Origin of the sequence: Actinomadura sp. 6N118, assembly GCF_044326415.1 — a bacterium.
Taxonomy (GTDB): domain Bacteria; phylum Actinomycetota; class Actinomycetes; order Streptosporangiales; family Streptosporangiaceae; genus Spirillospora.
Genome location: NZ_JBIRAZ010000047.1, coordinates 1 through 11,639, shown reverse-complemented (window position 1 = coordinate 11,639; position 11,639 = coordinate 1). Strand labels below are relative to the sequence as shown.

The 11,639-nt window shown below is 69.5% G+C and carries 17 protein-coding genes and 1 pseudogene; 9 read left to right on the top strand and 9 right to left on the bottom strand.

Annotation, left to right across the window (positions count from 1 at the left end; translation table 11 throughout):
- Window positions 1-69 precede the first annotated feature (69 nt).
- On the bottom strand, window positions 70-390 hold the full coding sequence (locus ACH34W_RS53990; protein ID WP_395969095.1) for a hypothetical protein: 321 nt from the start codon (window positions 388-390) through the stop codon (window positions 70-72).
- A 178-nt stretch (window positions 391-568) separates the two neighbouring features.
- Between ACH34W_RS53990 and ACH34W_RS53985 the strand changes: the two genes are divergently transcribed.
- Window positions 569-823, top strand: coding sequence for a GntR family transcriptional regulator (locus tag ACH34W_RS53985; RefSeq protein ID WP_395969094.1), 255 nt, complete (start codon window positions 569-571; stop codon window positions 821-823).
- Between the two features lie 32 nt (window positions 824-855).
- Window positions 856-1,086 carry a GntR family transcriptional regulator gene (locus tag ACH34W_RS53980; RefSeq protein ID WP_395969093.1) on the top strand — a complete coding sequence of 77 codons (231 nt, stop codon included), beginning with the start codon at window positions 856-858 and terminating at the stop codon, window positions 1,084-1,086.
- Window positions 1,087-1,204: 118 nt separating this feature from the next.
- Here the strand turns inward: ACH34W_RS53980 and ACH34W_RS53975 are convergent, their stop codons facing one another.
- Both ACH34W_RS53975 and ACH34W_RS53970 read right to left on the bottom strand, forming a co-directional pair.
- Window positions 1,205-2,008, bottom strand: coding sequence for a maleylpyruvate isomerase N-terminal domain-containing protein (locus tag ACH34W_RS53975; RefSeq protein ID WP_395969092.1), 804 nt, complete (start codon window positions 2,006-2,008; stop codon window positions 1,205-1,207).
- Between the two features lie 101 nt (window positions 2,009-2,109).
- Complete coding sequence (locus ACH34W_RS53970) at window positions 2,110-2,700, bottom strand: TetR/AcrR family transcriptional regulator (RefSeq protein WP_395969091.1); 591 nt, start codon at window positions 2,698-2,700, stop codon at window positions 2,110-2,112.
- Between the two features lie 73 nt (window positions 2,701-2,773).
- On the opposite strand from ACH34W_RS53970, the gene ACH34W_RS53965 reads away from it, so the two are divergent.
- On the top strand, window positions 2,774-3,598 hold the full coding sequence (locus tag ACH34W_RS53965) for an SDR family NAD(P)-dependent oxidoreductase (RefSeq protein WP_395969090.1): 825 nt from the start codon (window positions 2,774-2,776) through the stop codon (window positions 3,596-3,598).
- Between the two features lie 11 nt (window positions 3,599-3,609).
- On the top strand, window positions 3,610-4,230 hold the full coding sequence (locus tag ACH34W_RS53960) for an aldehyde dehydrogenase family protein (RefSeq protein ID WP_395969089.1): 621 nt from the start codon (window positions 3,610-3,612) through the stop codon (window positions 4,228-4,230).
- A 50-nt stretch (window positions 4,231-4,280) separates the two neighbouring features.
- On the opposite strand, the gene ACH34W_RS53955 is transcribed toward ACH34W_RS53960, so the two are convergent.
- Window positions 4,281-4,664 carry a nuclear transport factor 2 family protein gene (locus tag ACH34W_RS53955; protein ID WP_395969088.1) on the bottom strand — a complete coding sequence of 128 codons (384 nt, stop codon included), beginning with the start codon at window positions 4,662-4,664 and terminating at the stop codon, window positions 4,281-4,283.
- A gap of 30 nt (window positions 4,665-4,694) precedes the next feature.
- On the opposite strand from ACH34W_RS53955, the gene ACH34W_RS53950 reads away from it, so the two are divergent.
- The 4 genes from ACH34W_RS53950 to ACH34W_RS53935 all read left to right on the top strand — a co-directional run bounded on the left by ACH34W_RS53950 (window position 4,695) and on the right by ACH34W_RS53935 (window position 7,560).
- Window positions 4,695-5,156 carry a MarR family winged helix-turn-helix transcriptional regulator gene (locus tag ACH34W_RS53950; RefSeq protein ID WP_395969087.1) on the top strand — a complete coding sequence of 154 codons (462 nt, stop codon included), beginning with the start codon at window positions 4,695-4,697 and terminating at the stop codon, window positions 5,154-5,156.
- A gap of 242 nt (window positions 5,157-5,398) precedes the next feature.
- Window positions 5,399-5,800 carry a VOC family protein gene (locus ACH34W_RS53945; protein ID WP_395969086.1) on the top strand — a complete coding sequence of 134 codons (402 nt, stop codon included), beginning with the start codon at window positions 5,399-5,401 and terminating at the stop codon, window positions 5,798-5,800.
- 41 nt (window positions 5,801-5,841) lie between these two features.
- Window positions 5,842-6,180 carry a YciI family protein gene (locus tag ACH34W_RS53940; protein ID WP_395969085.1) on the top strand — a complete coding sequence of 113 codons (339 nt, stop codon included), beginning with the start codon at window positions 5,842-5,844 and terminating at the stop codon, window positions 6,178-6,180.
- A 6-nt stretch (window positions 6,181-6,186) separates the two neighbouring features.
- Complete coding sequence (locus tag ACH34W_RS53935; RefSeq protein WP_395969084.1) at window positions 6,187-7,560, top strand: RNA polymerase sigma factor; 1,374 nt, start codon at window positions 6,187-6,189, stop codon at window positions 7,558-7,560.
- A 375-nt stretch (window positions 7,561-7,935) separates the two neighbouring features.
- Here the strand turns inward: ACH34W_RS53935 and ACH34W_RS53930 are convergent, their stop codons facing one another.
- The 4 genes from ACH34W_RS53930 to ACH34W_RS53915 form a co-directional block, all read right to left on the bottom strand.
- Window positions 7,936-8,409, bottom strand: a complete 474-nt coding sequence (locus ACH34W_RS53930) for a carboxymuconolactone decarboxylase family protein (protein WP_395969083.1) — start codon at window positions 8,407-8,409, stop codon at window positions 7,936-7,938.
- A gap of 77 nt (window positions 8,410-8,486) precedes the next feature.
- Entirely contained in the window at window positions 8,487-8,987 is a 501-nt protein-coding gene (locus ACH34W_RS53925) for a carboxymuconolactone decarboxylase family protein (RefSeq protein ID WP_395969082.1), read from the bottom strand.
- Between the two features lie 101 nt (window positions 8,988-9,088).
- Window positions 9,089-9,625 carry an MFS transporter gene (locus ACH34W_RS53920; RefSeq protein WP_395969081.1) on the bottom strand — a complete coding sequence of 179 codons (537 nt, stop codon included), beginning with the start codon at window positions 9,623-9,625 and terminating at the stop codon, window positions 9,089-9,091.
- A 12-nt stretch (window positions 9,626-9,637) separates the two neighbouring features.
- Complete coding sequence (locus ACH34W_RS53915) at window positions 9,638-10,786, bottom strand: serine hydrolase domain-containing protein (protein ID WP_395969080.1); 1,149 nt, start codon at window positions 10,784-10,786, stop codon at window positions 9,638-9,640.
- A gap of 142 nt (window positions 10,787-10,928) precedes the next feature.
- Between ACH34W_RS53915 and ACH34W_RS53910 the strand changes: the two are divergent.
- Window positions 10,929-11,513: pseudogene (locus ACH34W_RS53910) on the top strand (sigma-70 family RNA polymerase sigma factor); the annotation flags it as partial.
- Window positions 11,514-11,533: 20 nt separating this feature from the next.
- Here the strand turns inward: ACH34W_RS53910 and ACH34W_RS53905 are convergent.
- Window positions 11,534-11,639, bottom strand: a 106-nt coding sequence (locus ACH34W_RS53905; protein WP_395968555.1) for an integrase core domain-containing protein, incomplete at its 5' end; no start/stop codon positions are given.

The following is an 11,639-nucleotide window of genomic DNA, read 5'->3' as shown; positions in this document are numbered from 1 at the left end:
CTGTGTACGCAGTTACGGACCCTGCCAGCAGCAGCACGCAAGTACCGATCATCGCGGCGCCGAGTGCGGTCACAGGGTCACCCCCGGCTTACCGTCGAGCAGCGTCTTGACCGCCATCACGACATCCATGACGCGGCGCGCTTCCGCCAGCGGGTACCCCCACGACGTCCAGACCCACTCTCGCCCCGCGTCGTCCTCACGTGGCCGGACGACCAGCCGGGCGGACGGGTGCTCTTCCCCGCACCACCACGCGTCCGGGTGGACCACGCGGCAACCGGGTACGTCCGGGTTCTCCACGTACAAGCCACCGCAGGTCATGCGCGCGCGGAACATGTGCGCTCGCAGGACGGTACCGAGCGCTTCCAACTGCGCTCTACGCTCTGGGGTCATGGGTCGTTCGCCTCCCTAGAGGGCGTTCGGTCCTAGCCCCGTCCGGGCGGTTGCGACGTCCGGGCGGGGCGCTTGTGTGCCTGGACCCCACAGCGTTCCATACCGTTCTACTCTGTGCTGGCCAGTTCGGACAGTATGCAGCGTTCTAGCACGTCAGAGCACGTTCTATGGTGTACGTGTGATCGACTTCGACGCCCCGGAACCGCTGTATGTCCAGATCGCGGACGACCTACAGCGGCGCATCGCGGCGGACGAGATCGGGCGACGGCTGCCAGGCGTCCGCACCATTGCCGAGACCTACGGCGTAGCGCACGCCACCGCTGCGCACGCCGTGCAAGAACTGTCGCAGCGAGGGATCGTCAAGACGACACCCGGACGCGGCACGTTCGTACAGCGCCCCGCACCCGAGCAGGCACAGCCGGACGGCGATTAACCCGAGCTTGTGCAGCGACGTAACGTAGCGCCATGGGTAGCTTGGACGGCATCGCACCGTTGCGAGATCAGCTTGTCGCGGTGGTCCGCGAGCGGATCGAAAGCGAAACGTACCCTCCTGGCACGAAGTTGCCCACGGCACGCGAGCTGGCCGACGAATTCGACATCTCCGCGCGAACCGTGACGGATGCGCTGGCCATCCTCCGCGAGGCCGGGGCCCATCCCATCATTGCTCCACGACGATGGCGACGATGTACCGGATAACGTGCCCGAGCGGCGCATCGGCTGCAGCGGCGGATTCCCAGGTCGCCCGTGATCGCTCAGCACCCATGTACGGGCGAGCGGTTCGGGGCTGCCGGGGAGCGGGCTTCCCGTGCCCTGATCAGATGACGTTGACGGCGTCGAGGAAGCGGGCGGCGAGCTCGGTGTCGCCGGTGACCGTCACGTCGCTGTCGCGCCAGGACGACCGCTGTGTGCCCCAATCGGGGAAGGTCAGCGCGGGGGCGGTGACGTGCGCGGCGACTGCGCCGTTGGATGGAGGCAGGACGCCTGCCTCGTCGATCCACCAGGTCCCGCCGCCGGGGCCGGTGAGAGTCAGTGCGATGCGGGCGTCGAGTCCGGCGATTGGCGCCTGCGCGACCTGGTTGCTCAGTACGGCGATCATCCACGTCAGGACCGCGCGCATCCTGTCTGCATCGGTGGGCGGCACGAGCCGGCCGAGCGCTGGGGCCATGTCGTGGCGCAGGTGCGTGTGATGGTCGAAGACGAGTGCGCCGCCGATCACCAGACCCAGGGGGTAGCGGCCGAGTTCGGCCAGCCGTACCCGCATCCGGGTGGCGGGCGTGCGCCGCACGACGTCGAGGAGCGTGGTGGCTCGCCGGCTGGCGCGCTGGTACTCGGCCATGACCCGCGCCCGGCTCCAGTCGCGTCGCCGGGCGACCGGGTCTTCGTTCAGCTGTTCGAGGCTGGTGGCGAAGGCCGCGCGTAGCCCGGCGGGTGTGTAGATGCCACGCGCTGTGACGCCGATGTGGGCGACGACGTCGGCGATGCGCCATCCCGCCGCGGCACTGGGTGCCGTCCATTCGTCGTCGCTGAGGCTGGTGGTGAAGCCGAGCATTGCGGTGCGTTCCGCGCGGAGGGCGGCGACCATGTTCCGCAGGTCCGCTGCGGGAAGGCGCTCAGTCATGTCGTCTTCCTCTCTTTGGTTCTCGTGCGGGGTTTCCGCGGTCGCCGAAGACAGCGGCGGGCCTGGTGTCGTTCTGGCTCGTCGCGCGGTGGGGCCGGGCTTCAGGCCGGGCGGCGGATGGCTCCCACGGCCGCGTCGTAGAGGTCGAACAGGTCGACCTGTCCGCCCAGGCGCGCCCACTCCTCGTTCGCTGCCTGGAGGCAGGTGATCGCCGCGGCCGCGATCGCGCGTGCCTGCAGGGCGCGGCGGTCGGAGTCGGGCAGTCGCGGCTCGATCAGCGGTGCGAACAGGTCTTGCCAGCGAGCCTGCTTCTCGGCGTGCCCGGCGCGCAGAGACTCGTTGCCGAACAGCAGCGTGACCATTTCGAGCCGGCGCTCGGGCGTGGTGTCGATGTCCTCGAGCACCTGGAACGCCGCGCGCAGTGACGTCCAGGGGTCCTCGTCGGCCGGGCGTTCGGCGAGCCGCGCGGCGATCAGCTCGCCCTGCTCGGCCAGGCCGCTGAGCGCGAGGTCTTCTTTGTTGCGGAAGTAGTTGAACAGGGTCCGTCGGGAGACACCCGCTGCGGCGGCGACCTCGTCGAGTGTCGTGTTGTCGTACCCCTTGGCTGCGAACAGCTCGATAGCGGTCCGAGCCAGCAGCGAGCGGACCACCGAGCGGGTCTGTTCCCGCAGAGGTGTCGATTTCTGAGCCATGCATCGATGGTACGGATATTCATGTGATGTAGCAACTTGCACTCAGTGCAAAGTTGTGCTTAGAGTGTATGGCATGACCAAGATTGATTACCGCCGCCAGACCGTCATCGTCACCGGCGCCAGCTCCGGCCTCGGCGCCGAGTTCGCCCGTCAGCTGGCCCGCCGCGGCGCGGATCTCGTACTCGTCGCCCGCCGGGCGGACCGGCTCAAGAACCTGGCCGACGAACTCACCCACGCCCACGGCGTCACGGTGACCGTCGTCGCCCGCGACCTCGGCCTGCCCGATGCCGGCCGCACGCTGCGCGCCGAACTCGAATCCCGCGGCATCTACGTCACCGGACTGGTCAACAACGCCGGCTTCGGTACCCACGACGCGTTCACGGATGAGGATCCAGACCGCCTGCAGAGCATGATCGCACTGAACGTCGGCGCGCTGGTCGACCTCAGCCGCGCCTATATCGACCCGCTGGCCTCCGCCGACACCGGCGTCCTGATCAACGTCGCGAGCCTGCTGGGCTTCCAGCCGACCCCGTACATGAGTGTCTACGGCGCCACCAAGGCCTTCGTCCTCAGCTTCACCGAAGCGCTGTGGGAAGAGAACCACGACACCGGTCTACGCGTCCTCGCCGTGTGCCCCGGCGCCACGCGAACCGAGTTCTATGACGCCGCCGGCAGCCAGACGGCCGACTACGGCGCGAAACGAGCCGCCCCCGCCGACGTCGTCAAGACGGCCCTCGACACGCTCGACCGCCGCTCCGCGCCCCCGTCGGTGATCACCAACGGCCGCCCGCTCGCCGTCGCCAGCAAATTCCTGCCGCGCCGCCTGATCGTCCGGTTCATGGGCCGGATGGCCCGCCGTCAGCGCACGCAGCCCCCTGTCGCCCTCACTAACGGCTAAGGAACGACATCATGACCATCGCAGAAGTCGCCTCACAGCCCACCGACGCGGAGCGCTTCGGTCACATTCTCCAAGTTCAGCGCGCCGCCTATCTTCGCGACGGAGCGCCCTCAATGGCGGCGCGGCGCAGCGATCTCAGCAGGCTCAAGGCGGCGCTGATCGCCCGGCGCAGCGCCATCGAGGAGGCGATCAACACCGACTTCGGACATCGCTCGCGACACGAGACCGCGATGATGGAGCTTGGGGGCGTCGTTCAGGGCATCGACTACCTGGAGCGCAACCTCCGTCGATTCATGCGCCCGACCCGCCGCCACACCGCTCTCATGCTGCGTTTCGGCACCAACCGCGTCGAATACCAGCCGCTCGGAGTGGTCGGGGTCATCTCGCCGTGGAACTACCCCGTCAACCTGTCGCTGATGCCGGTCGTCACCGCGATCGCCGCCGGCAACCGCGTCATGCTCAAACCATCGAAGTTCACCCCGGCGACGAACACCGTGCTCGCGTCGATGCTGAGCGAGGTCCCCTTCCCGGTTGCGTCCACCGGGGTGGTGTACGAGCGAGCGTGCCGGCCAGTCCGCGGCCCCGTCGGCCGGGCTGCCGCCTACCTGGCCGGCTTGGTCCAAGGCCTCTGAGCTCGACTGTCTGCGCCTGCTTCGATCGGTTCGGACCGGTCGGGGTGAGCTCAGAGGTCGGGGAGTTTCTCGTAGCAGTCGTAGTTGCGTTGGCCGCAGATCTTGCCGTCGCGGAAATCGAGGAAGGTCGCGATGTGGGCGCGCAGCGTCGGGCCGGACTTGAGGGTGCCGGTCCATTCGATCTCTAGGGCGACGGTGTCACCGAAGGCGACGGTGTTGTGGACTCGGTAGGTCTGGGAGGCGAGCTTGCCCTGTCCGCGTTCGGCCGCTGCCAGGATCGCGGGCAGGTCGCTGAGGTTGCCGTCGGGGAAGAACAGGTTCGGCAGTTCGTGATGGACGAAGTCGGGCGTCAGGTAGGCGGCGAGGTCGGCTCCGGTGGCTCCGCTCTCGACGGCCGCGTGGTAGCGAAGGGCGAGTTCCGTGTTGGCCTCCATAAACACAACCATAGCTGTACAATCTCAGTTGTGGAATTGGACGTCCAGACCCTCGCACTTTTCGTGGGCTTCGCCGCCGCTGATCGGGTGCAGGACGCGCTCGCCCGCCAGGGGTACGGCGATCTGCGCTTCAGCCACGGCTTCGTCTTCCAGCACCTCATCGAGGGCGAGCCGACCATCGGCGAGCTGGCCGCTCGGCTCGCCGTCACCCAGCAGGCCGCCTCCAAGACCATTGCCGAGCTAGAGTCCCTCGGCTACACCGAGCGGGTTCCCGACCCCGCCGACGCCCGCATCCGCCGCGTCCGCCTCACCTCCCGCGGCCGCATGGCCATCGACGCGGCCCGCCAGGCCCGCGCCACCTTGGAGGCCGAACTCCTCCAACGCGTCGGTGACGACGCTCTGGCGACCACCCGCGCCTGCCTCCACCAGATCCTCAACGACCTCGACGCCCTGCCCGCTGTCCACCGCCGCGACATCCGCCCACCCCGCTGACCGCCCGGCCTGACGCTCAGCCACCCAAAGGGCATCTACGTGCAAGGCCGCTGGAACGCCGCCCGCCTCTTGCACGCCCCATTCGGCAAGCGAACCGACGCTCTTCTCAACTTCTTCCTTCGATAACCGGGTGCCGCGCCGTCGGCCGGCCTTTTCGAAATTGGTGGCCGATGATGTCGGATCGGGCCCTCGCCCGTTCGTCTGGGGGGTGAAGACTCATCCAAGAACGGAAGGGGCGGGCCATGAACCCGACTCTCAACACCATCGACATCGTGGTGGCCGACATCCAGGCCTCGATCGCCTTCTACGGCCGGCTCGGGGTGGAGTTCACCGTCGACCCGGCCTATCCCGATCACGCGGGCTGCGACCTGCCGAACGGCATTCACCTGATGCTGGACACCGAGAAGTTCCGCGGCTCCGCCCAGACCAAGGGATGGAGCCGTCCCTCGGGCGATCCGCGCAACTTCCTGGCTTTCCAGTGCGACACCCCGGCCGCCGTCGACGCCAAGTACGCCGAGCTCACCGGAGCCGGCCACACCGGCGTCCAGGAACCCTGGGACGCGTTCTGGGGAATGCGGTACGCCACCGTTCTCGACCCCGACGGCAACGGCATCGACCTGTACTGCCCGCTGCCCACCGCGTAGGCAAGCCGTCCACCAGGCACAATTCTGGGAAGGAGAGATAAGTGAAGTACGTACTGATGTTCGTTGAGACCGATGAGTTCGCGCGCGAGCTTGAGGCGATGAACGACGCCGATCGGCAGGAGGCGTTCGAGGCGGTCGGGCGCTGGTTCATCGAGCACGCGGCGCAGATCACCCACCACGCGAAACTGCAGCCCGCGCAGACGGCCACCACGATGCGGCTGACCGGTGGGGACGCGATCGTCACCGACGGGCCGTTCGTGGAGGGCAAGGAGGTCGTGTCCGGCTACGCCGAGATCGAGGTCGCCGATCTGGACGAGGCGATGGCCATCGCGCGGTCCTGGCCGGCCTGCCCGATCGTCGAGATCCGGCCGATCACCTGACCTGTGATGAAGGTGCCGCACGACCCCGTTCAGGGGCACGATTCCGTTCAGGGGCACGATCCCGTTCACCCGCAGGACCGGGCGCGCCCGCAGGACCCGGCGCACCTGCAGGACCGGGCGCGCCTGCAGGACCCGGCGCGTCCGCAGGACCCGGCGCACCCGCACGAGCAGGTGCGCGCCGAGCTGGCCCGTGTCGTCCGTGAGCACGCGGGCCGGCTGACGGCGTGCCTGGTGCGGGTGCTGGGCGACTTCGCCGCCGCTGAAGACGTCGTCCAGGACGCCATCGAGACCGCTCTGCGACGCTGGCCGGACGAAGGCATCCCCGAGCATCCCGACGCCTGGCTGCTGACGACCGCCCGCCACCGCGGCGTCGACATCCTGCGCCGCCAGGCCGTCTACCGCGACAAGCTCGCCCAGCTGACCTGGCCGGTCCCCCACGACCCCGACGACCGGCTGAAGCTGATCTTCACCTGCTGCCACCCGGCGCTGCCCCGCACCGCGCAGATCGCGCTGACCCTGCGCACGGTGTGCGGGCTGACCACCGCCCAGATAGCCGCCGCGTTCCTGGTGCCCGAGGCCACCGTGAGCCAGCGCATCACCCGTGCCAAACGCAAGATCACCCAGGCGGGCATCCCGTACCGCACTCCCGCCGACACCGAGCTGCCCGACCGCCTGGGCGAGGTCCTGGCGGTGATCTACCTGCTGTTCAACGAGGGCTATCTGACCAGTTCCGGCGACCGCCCGCATGCCCGCGACCTGGCCGACGATGCCGAATGGCTGGCCGCCCAGCTGGCCTGGCTGATGCCCAAGCAGCCCGAGGTCCTCGGCCTGCTCGCCCTCATCCGCCTGCACCAGGCCCGCATCGGCGCCCGCTTCGACGCCGCCGGCGGCCTGGTCCTGCTGCGCGACCAGGACCGTAGCCTGTGGGACCACGAGGCCATCGCCGACGCGACCCGCTTGATCGAACGCGCCGCCGCACTTCGCCGGCCCGGCCCGTACCAGCTCCAGGCCGCGATCGTCGCCTGTCACGCCGAGGCTCCCACGTGGGAACGCACCGACTGGCCACAGATCGTCGTGCTGTACGACATGCTGCTGGCCCTGGCGCCCTCCCCCGTCCACCGATTGCAGCGCGCCATAGCCCTGCACCACCACCCGGGCCCGCGCGGCGGTCCCCGCAACGCGCTATCCGACCTGGACGCCCTCCCGGACGCCGACCGCAAGGCCCTGGAGCATTACCCGCTCTACCACGCCACCCGCGCCGAACTCTTGCGTGCCCTCAACCAACCCGACGCCGCCCGCGCCGCCGACCAGCGCGCCCTGGCCCTCACCGCAAACCCGGCCCAGCAAACCCTCCTCCACCAACGCCTCACCTGGGACTGACCACCGCCCTCCGCACCGACGACGCGACTTTCCACCGCCGGTCGCCGCGAGCCGCTTGCCGGGTCGAGTCCCCCGGCGTCTGGGAACACATCAACTTCCACGGCACCTACCCCTTCACCGGCCCCGAGACCCCCGGCAGCCTCCGACCGCTCCGCGACCCCAGCGCCGAGGACGACGGCTAGAACGGGACAGCCTCGAACCGGACTGCGAACACGCTCGCGAACGAGACCAGGGTTCTCACAACCCCTCCCTCCCCCCTTTCTGAGAACCAGGCCGCCGGGCGTTGGCGCTGGCTCTCGTTGCTTGTCTTGTGGGGCTGTTGGGCAGGTCTGCCTGTGCGGTTGCCCGGCGGGGCAGCCGCACAGGCAGGCGTGTTCAGTTCCAGGTGGTGCCGGCTGGGGCGTTAATGATGTTGTTGATGGTGTTGAACAGGTTGCTGGTGGCCATCCAGAGGATCAATGTCGCGCGCTGTCGCTCGTCGTAGTGCTCGACGAGGTCGTCCCAGACCGCGTCGGGGATGGCGTGGCCGGACCGGTCGTTCATGCGGGTGGCGGCCTCGGCCAGTGCCAGGGCGGCGCGTTCGGCGTCGGTGAAGAACGGCGACTGCCGCCATGCCGCGACCGCGGTCATCTGGTCGCCGGTGACTCCGGCTTTGCGGGCTTCGGCCGCGTCGGCGTACAGGCAGGCGCTGCCGCCGTTGATCTGGCTGCCGCGCATGCCGGCCAGCATGAGCGTGGCGGCTGGGACAATGCCTTGGTCCATATCGTGCTGCAAGGCCTGTATGAGGGCGCCGATCGCCTCGCCCGCGGGCGGTACGAGGTAGGCGGGGTTGCCCATTCGTGCTTGCATGGTGGGGTTTCCTCGTCGGTGTGTCGGTGTGTCGGGTGGTCCTGGGGTGAGGGCCCCTCACCCCAGGCCGGTTGGGGTTACTGCCTCCACTGCTGGGCGGGTGCCACGCCAGGGAGGGGCTTGCCAATGAGGGCGAGGGGGATGAAGAACCCGACCTGGCCGATCGCCATGGTGAGCGTGGCGAGGGCCTTGTCGTCGTAGTGAGCGGACGCCTGCGCGTACAACTCGTCGCAGACGCGCTCGCCGTGCGGGTTGGGGGTGAGGACGGCCTCCACCAGCGCCAGCGCGACCCGCTCGGCGTCGGTGAAGTAGGGCGCGTCCTGCCAGGACGCCACGGCGGTGATGCGCTCTTCGGACTCCCCGGCCTTGCGGAGGTTGCCGGTGTGCAGAACGGTCAGGTAGGTGTTCCCGACGATCTGGCCGGCGCGCAGCTGCACGAGGCTGATGGTGGCCTGCGGGACCGAGCCGTTCCCCGTGGCCTTGAACAGGGCCCGGCCGATCTCCCCCAGCTCGGGGACGAGCGCGGCGGGGTTGGGCAGCCGTGACTGGGAGGTCTCCTGGCCGATGGTGGCGGTCATGATGGGGTTTCCTTTCGATCTTCAGCGGTGTGTCGCTTGTCTGACGGATGGTGGGCTGCGGATGTGACCGGTGGTCGGGTCCGAATGTGTGGGCGGCCAGGTCACACGGGAGAGCTGTGCGCCTTTTCGGGCGTGGTCGCTTGCGGGCTGCTGTGGCCGGGGCGTGGCCGCATGAGGAGAACGGTGGCCAGGATGGCGGCCAGGTAGAAGACGCCTGCGCCGAGCAGGCCGGCGGTGTAGCCGTGGGTGAGCGCGTCGGGCGGCGGTGTCGCGCCGCCCATGCCCTGCAGCACGCGGGCGGCGATCAGCGTGGCGCCGTTCTGGGCCACGCCGCCCAGCAGGGAGGCCAGCAGGAACACCACCAGTCCGGCTTGGAACAGCCGGCGGCGGCCGAACACATCACCGGCGCGGCCGCCGGCCAGCAGCATCCCGCCGAACGCCAGCGCGTAGGCCGTCAGGACCCAGTCCAGATCGGCGGCCGCGATGCCCAGGCCGGAGCCGATCACCGGCAGGCCCACGGTCACGATGGTGCCGTCCATCACGATCAGCAACTGGGCGGCGGCGATCACCGGCAGGGCCAGGCCACCGCGCGGGGAACGGGGCCGGGCGGGCGATGGCTTTCGGGTGTGCGAAGGCATTGCAGCGTCCCCTTAGAAGGCGGTGGCCGCGGAGTGGACCGCGGCGGCCAGCCGGTCGTGTTCGGGGTAGGACCAGTTGAAGGAGAAGCGACGGCGGGTGTAGCCGAACGCGATGCCGCTGACCGGGTCGGCGAAGGCCTCCGAGCCCGCCGAGCCGCCGTGGCCGAACGCCCGCGCGCTCAGGAACGGGTAGCGCAGCCCCTTGGCCTGGAACCCCAGCGCGTACTGGCCATGGGGACCGACGACCAGGTCACCGCCGGTCGAGTGGAGCATGGCGAACTCGCCGAGGGTGTCGGGCTTGAGCAACGCGGCGTGGCCGTCCAGCCCGGAAACCGCCGCCGCGTACATGGCGGCCAGTCCCCGCGCGCTGCCCACCCCTCCGGCCGAAGCCTGGCCCAGTGCGCGTACCCGCCGGGTGTTGATGAAGGCGATCTGGTCCAGCGGCGGGGTGGAGTTGAGGCCGTACCCGATCCCGGTGATGCTGTGCGGACCGGGAACGCTCGCCCAGAACGCCGCCAGTTCCTCCGGGCTCGCCAGGCCCGGCAACACCTCCCGGTACCTGTCCTCCAGCGCCTCCGGCAGCCCGAGGTGGACGTCCAGGCCGTGGGGTGCGCGGACCCGCTCCTCGAAGATCTCCTGCAGGGAGCGGCCGGTGACCCGGCGGATCACCTCGCCCACGATCGCGAACGACACGAACCCGCCGTAGCCGTAGGCGGTGCCGGGCCGCCAGTACGGACGCTGCCCGGCCAGCCGTTCGGCGATCACCCGGTCGTCGGCGAGCTCGGCCGCCGTCAGACCGCCGTCGACGCCGATCACTCCGGACCGGTGCGACAGCACCTCCCACAGGGTGATCGGGCCCTTGCCGGCGGCGGCGAACTGCGGCCAGTGTCGGGAGACCGGCTCGTCCAGGTCCAGGACGCCGTCCTGCACCAGCAGCGCCACCACCAGGGTGGCCGCGCCCTTGGTCGAGGAGTACACGCCGGTCACAGTGTCGCCGGTGACCCCGTCCCCGGCCCACAGATCGACCACCTTGCGGCCGCCCGCGTAAGCCGCCAGCTGCGCACCGGACTCGCCGTCCTCGGCGGCGACCGCGACCGCGAACTCCTCGCGCACCGCCTCGAAACCGTCGGCCACCGTCCCGTGAATCTCGAACTTGCTCATATTGCTGCTCCGTTCGTCCGTTGATCGCAGCCATGACGAACGGGCGGCGGCGAATGTGACCGGAGGCGTGCGTCACATCTCCGGCGTGCGGTTCGTCAGTGTCGCGAGCTTCCGCACCGGCAGCCGACGACGAGAGGCGATCATGGACGAAAACGACTTCCTGGCCGAACGGTTCGAAGAGCACCGCACTCATCTCAAGGCGGTGGCCTACCGGATGCTCGGTTCCCTGACCGAGGCCGATGACGCCGTCCAGGAGGCATGGCTGCGGCTCGCCCTCTCCGAGACCGGCCAGATCGGCAACCTCGGCGGCTGGCTGACCACCGTCGTCGGCCGGGTCTGCCTGGACATGCTGCGCTCACGCACGCAACGAGGCGAAACCTCACTGCAGGCCCGCCTGCCGGACCCGATCGTGAGCCAACCGGCCACCGACCCCGAACACCAGGCGCTGATCGCCGACTCGGTCGGGCTGGCCCTGCTGGTGGTGCTGGAATCGCTGACCCCGCCCGAACGGCTGGCCTTCGTCCTGCACGACATGTTCGGCATGCCGTTCGAGGAGATCGGCCCCATCATCGACCGCACCCCGGTCGCGGCCCGCAAACTCGCCAGCCGCGCCCGCCGACGCGTCCAGGGCACCGCGCCCGAACCCGAACCCGACCCGATCGCCCAGCGCCGCGTCGTCGACGCCTTCCTCACCGCCGCGCGCAGCGGCGACCTCGACGCTCTAGTTGTATCCGGCCAATAGGTTGGTCACAGTCGGCTGGCCGGGGGGTGCCCACCGAGTGCGCTGTGGCGGCGTCGATTGTTGTAGTAGTCCAGCCAGGGTGCAAGAGCGTCTGCTCGTTGGGTGTTGCTG

Bases quoted from the DNA above. Each gene is read 5' to 3' on its own strand.
- ACH34W_RS53920 (WP_395969081.1), bottom strand. From the start codon at position 9,625: ATGCCTTCGCACACCCGAAAGCCATCGCCCGCCCGGCCCCGTTCCCCG.
- ACH34W_RS53965 (WP_395969090.1), top strand. From the start codon at position 2,774: ATGACCAAGATTGATTACCGCCGCCAGACCGTCATCGTCACCGGCGCC.
- ACH34W_RS53990 (WP_395969095.1), bottom strand. From the start codon at position 390: ATGACCCCAGAGCGTAGAGCGCAGTTGGAAGCGCTCGGTACCGTCCTG.
- ACH34W_RS53915 (WP_395969080.1), bottom strand. From the start codon at position 10,786: ATGAGCAAGTTCGAGATTCACGGGACGGTGGCCGACGGTTTCGAGGCG.
- ACH34W_RS53980 (WP_395969093.1), top strand. From the start codon at position 856: ATGGGTAGCTTGGACGGCATCGCACCGTTGCGAGATCAGCTTGTCGCG.
- ACH34W_RS53970 (WP_395969091.1), bottom strand. From the start codon at position 2,700: ATGGCTCAGAAATCGACACCTCTGCGGGAACAGACCCGCTCGGTGGTC.
- ACH34W_RS53945 (WP_395969086.1), top strand. From the start codon at position 5,399: ATGAACCCGACTCTCAACACCATCGACATCGTGGTGGCCGACATCCAG.
- ACH34W_RS53960 (WP_395969089.1), top strand. From the start codon at position 3,610: ATGACCATCGCAGAAGTCGCCTCACAGCCCACCGACGCGGAGCGCTTC.
- ACH34W_RS53935 (WP_395969084.1), top strand. From the start codon at position 6,187: ATGAAGGTGCCGCACGACCCCGTTCAGGGGCACGATTCCGTTCAGGGG.
- ACH34W_RS53975 (WP_395969092.1), bottom strand. From the start codon at position 2,008: ATGACTGAGCGCCTTCCCGCAGCGGACCTGCGGAACATGGTCGCCGCC.
- ACH34W_RS53955 (WP_395969088.1), bottom strand. From the start codon at position 4,664: ATGGAGGCCAACACGGAACTCGCCCTTCGCTACCACGCGGCCGTCGAG.
- ACH34W_RS53930 (WP_395969083.1), bottom strand. From the start codon at position 8,409: ATGCAAGCACGAATGGGCAACCCCGCCTACCTCGTACCGCCCGCGGGC.
- ACH34W_RS53925 (WP_395969082.1), bottom strand. From the start codon at position 8,987: ATGACCGCCACCATCGGCCAGGAGACCTCCCAGTCACGGCTGCCCAAC.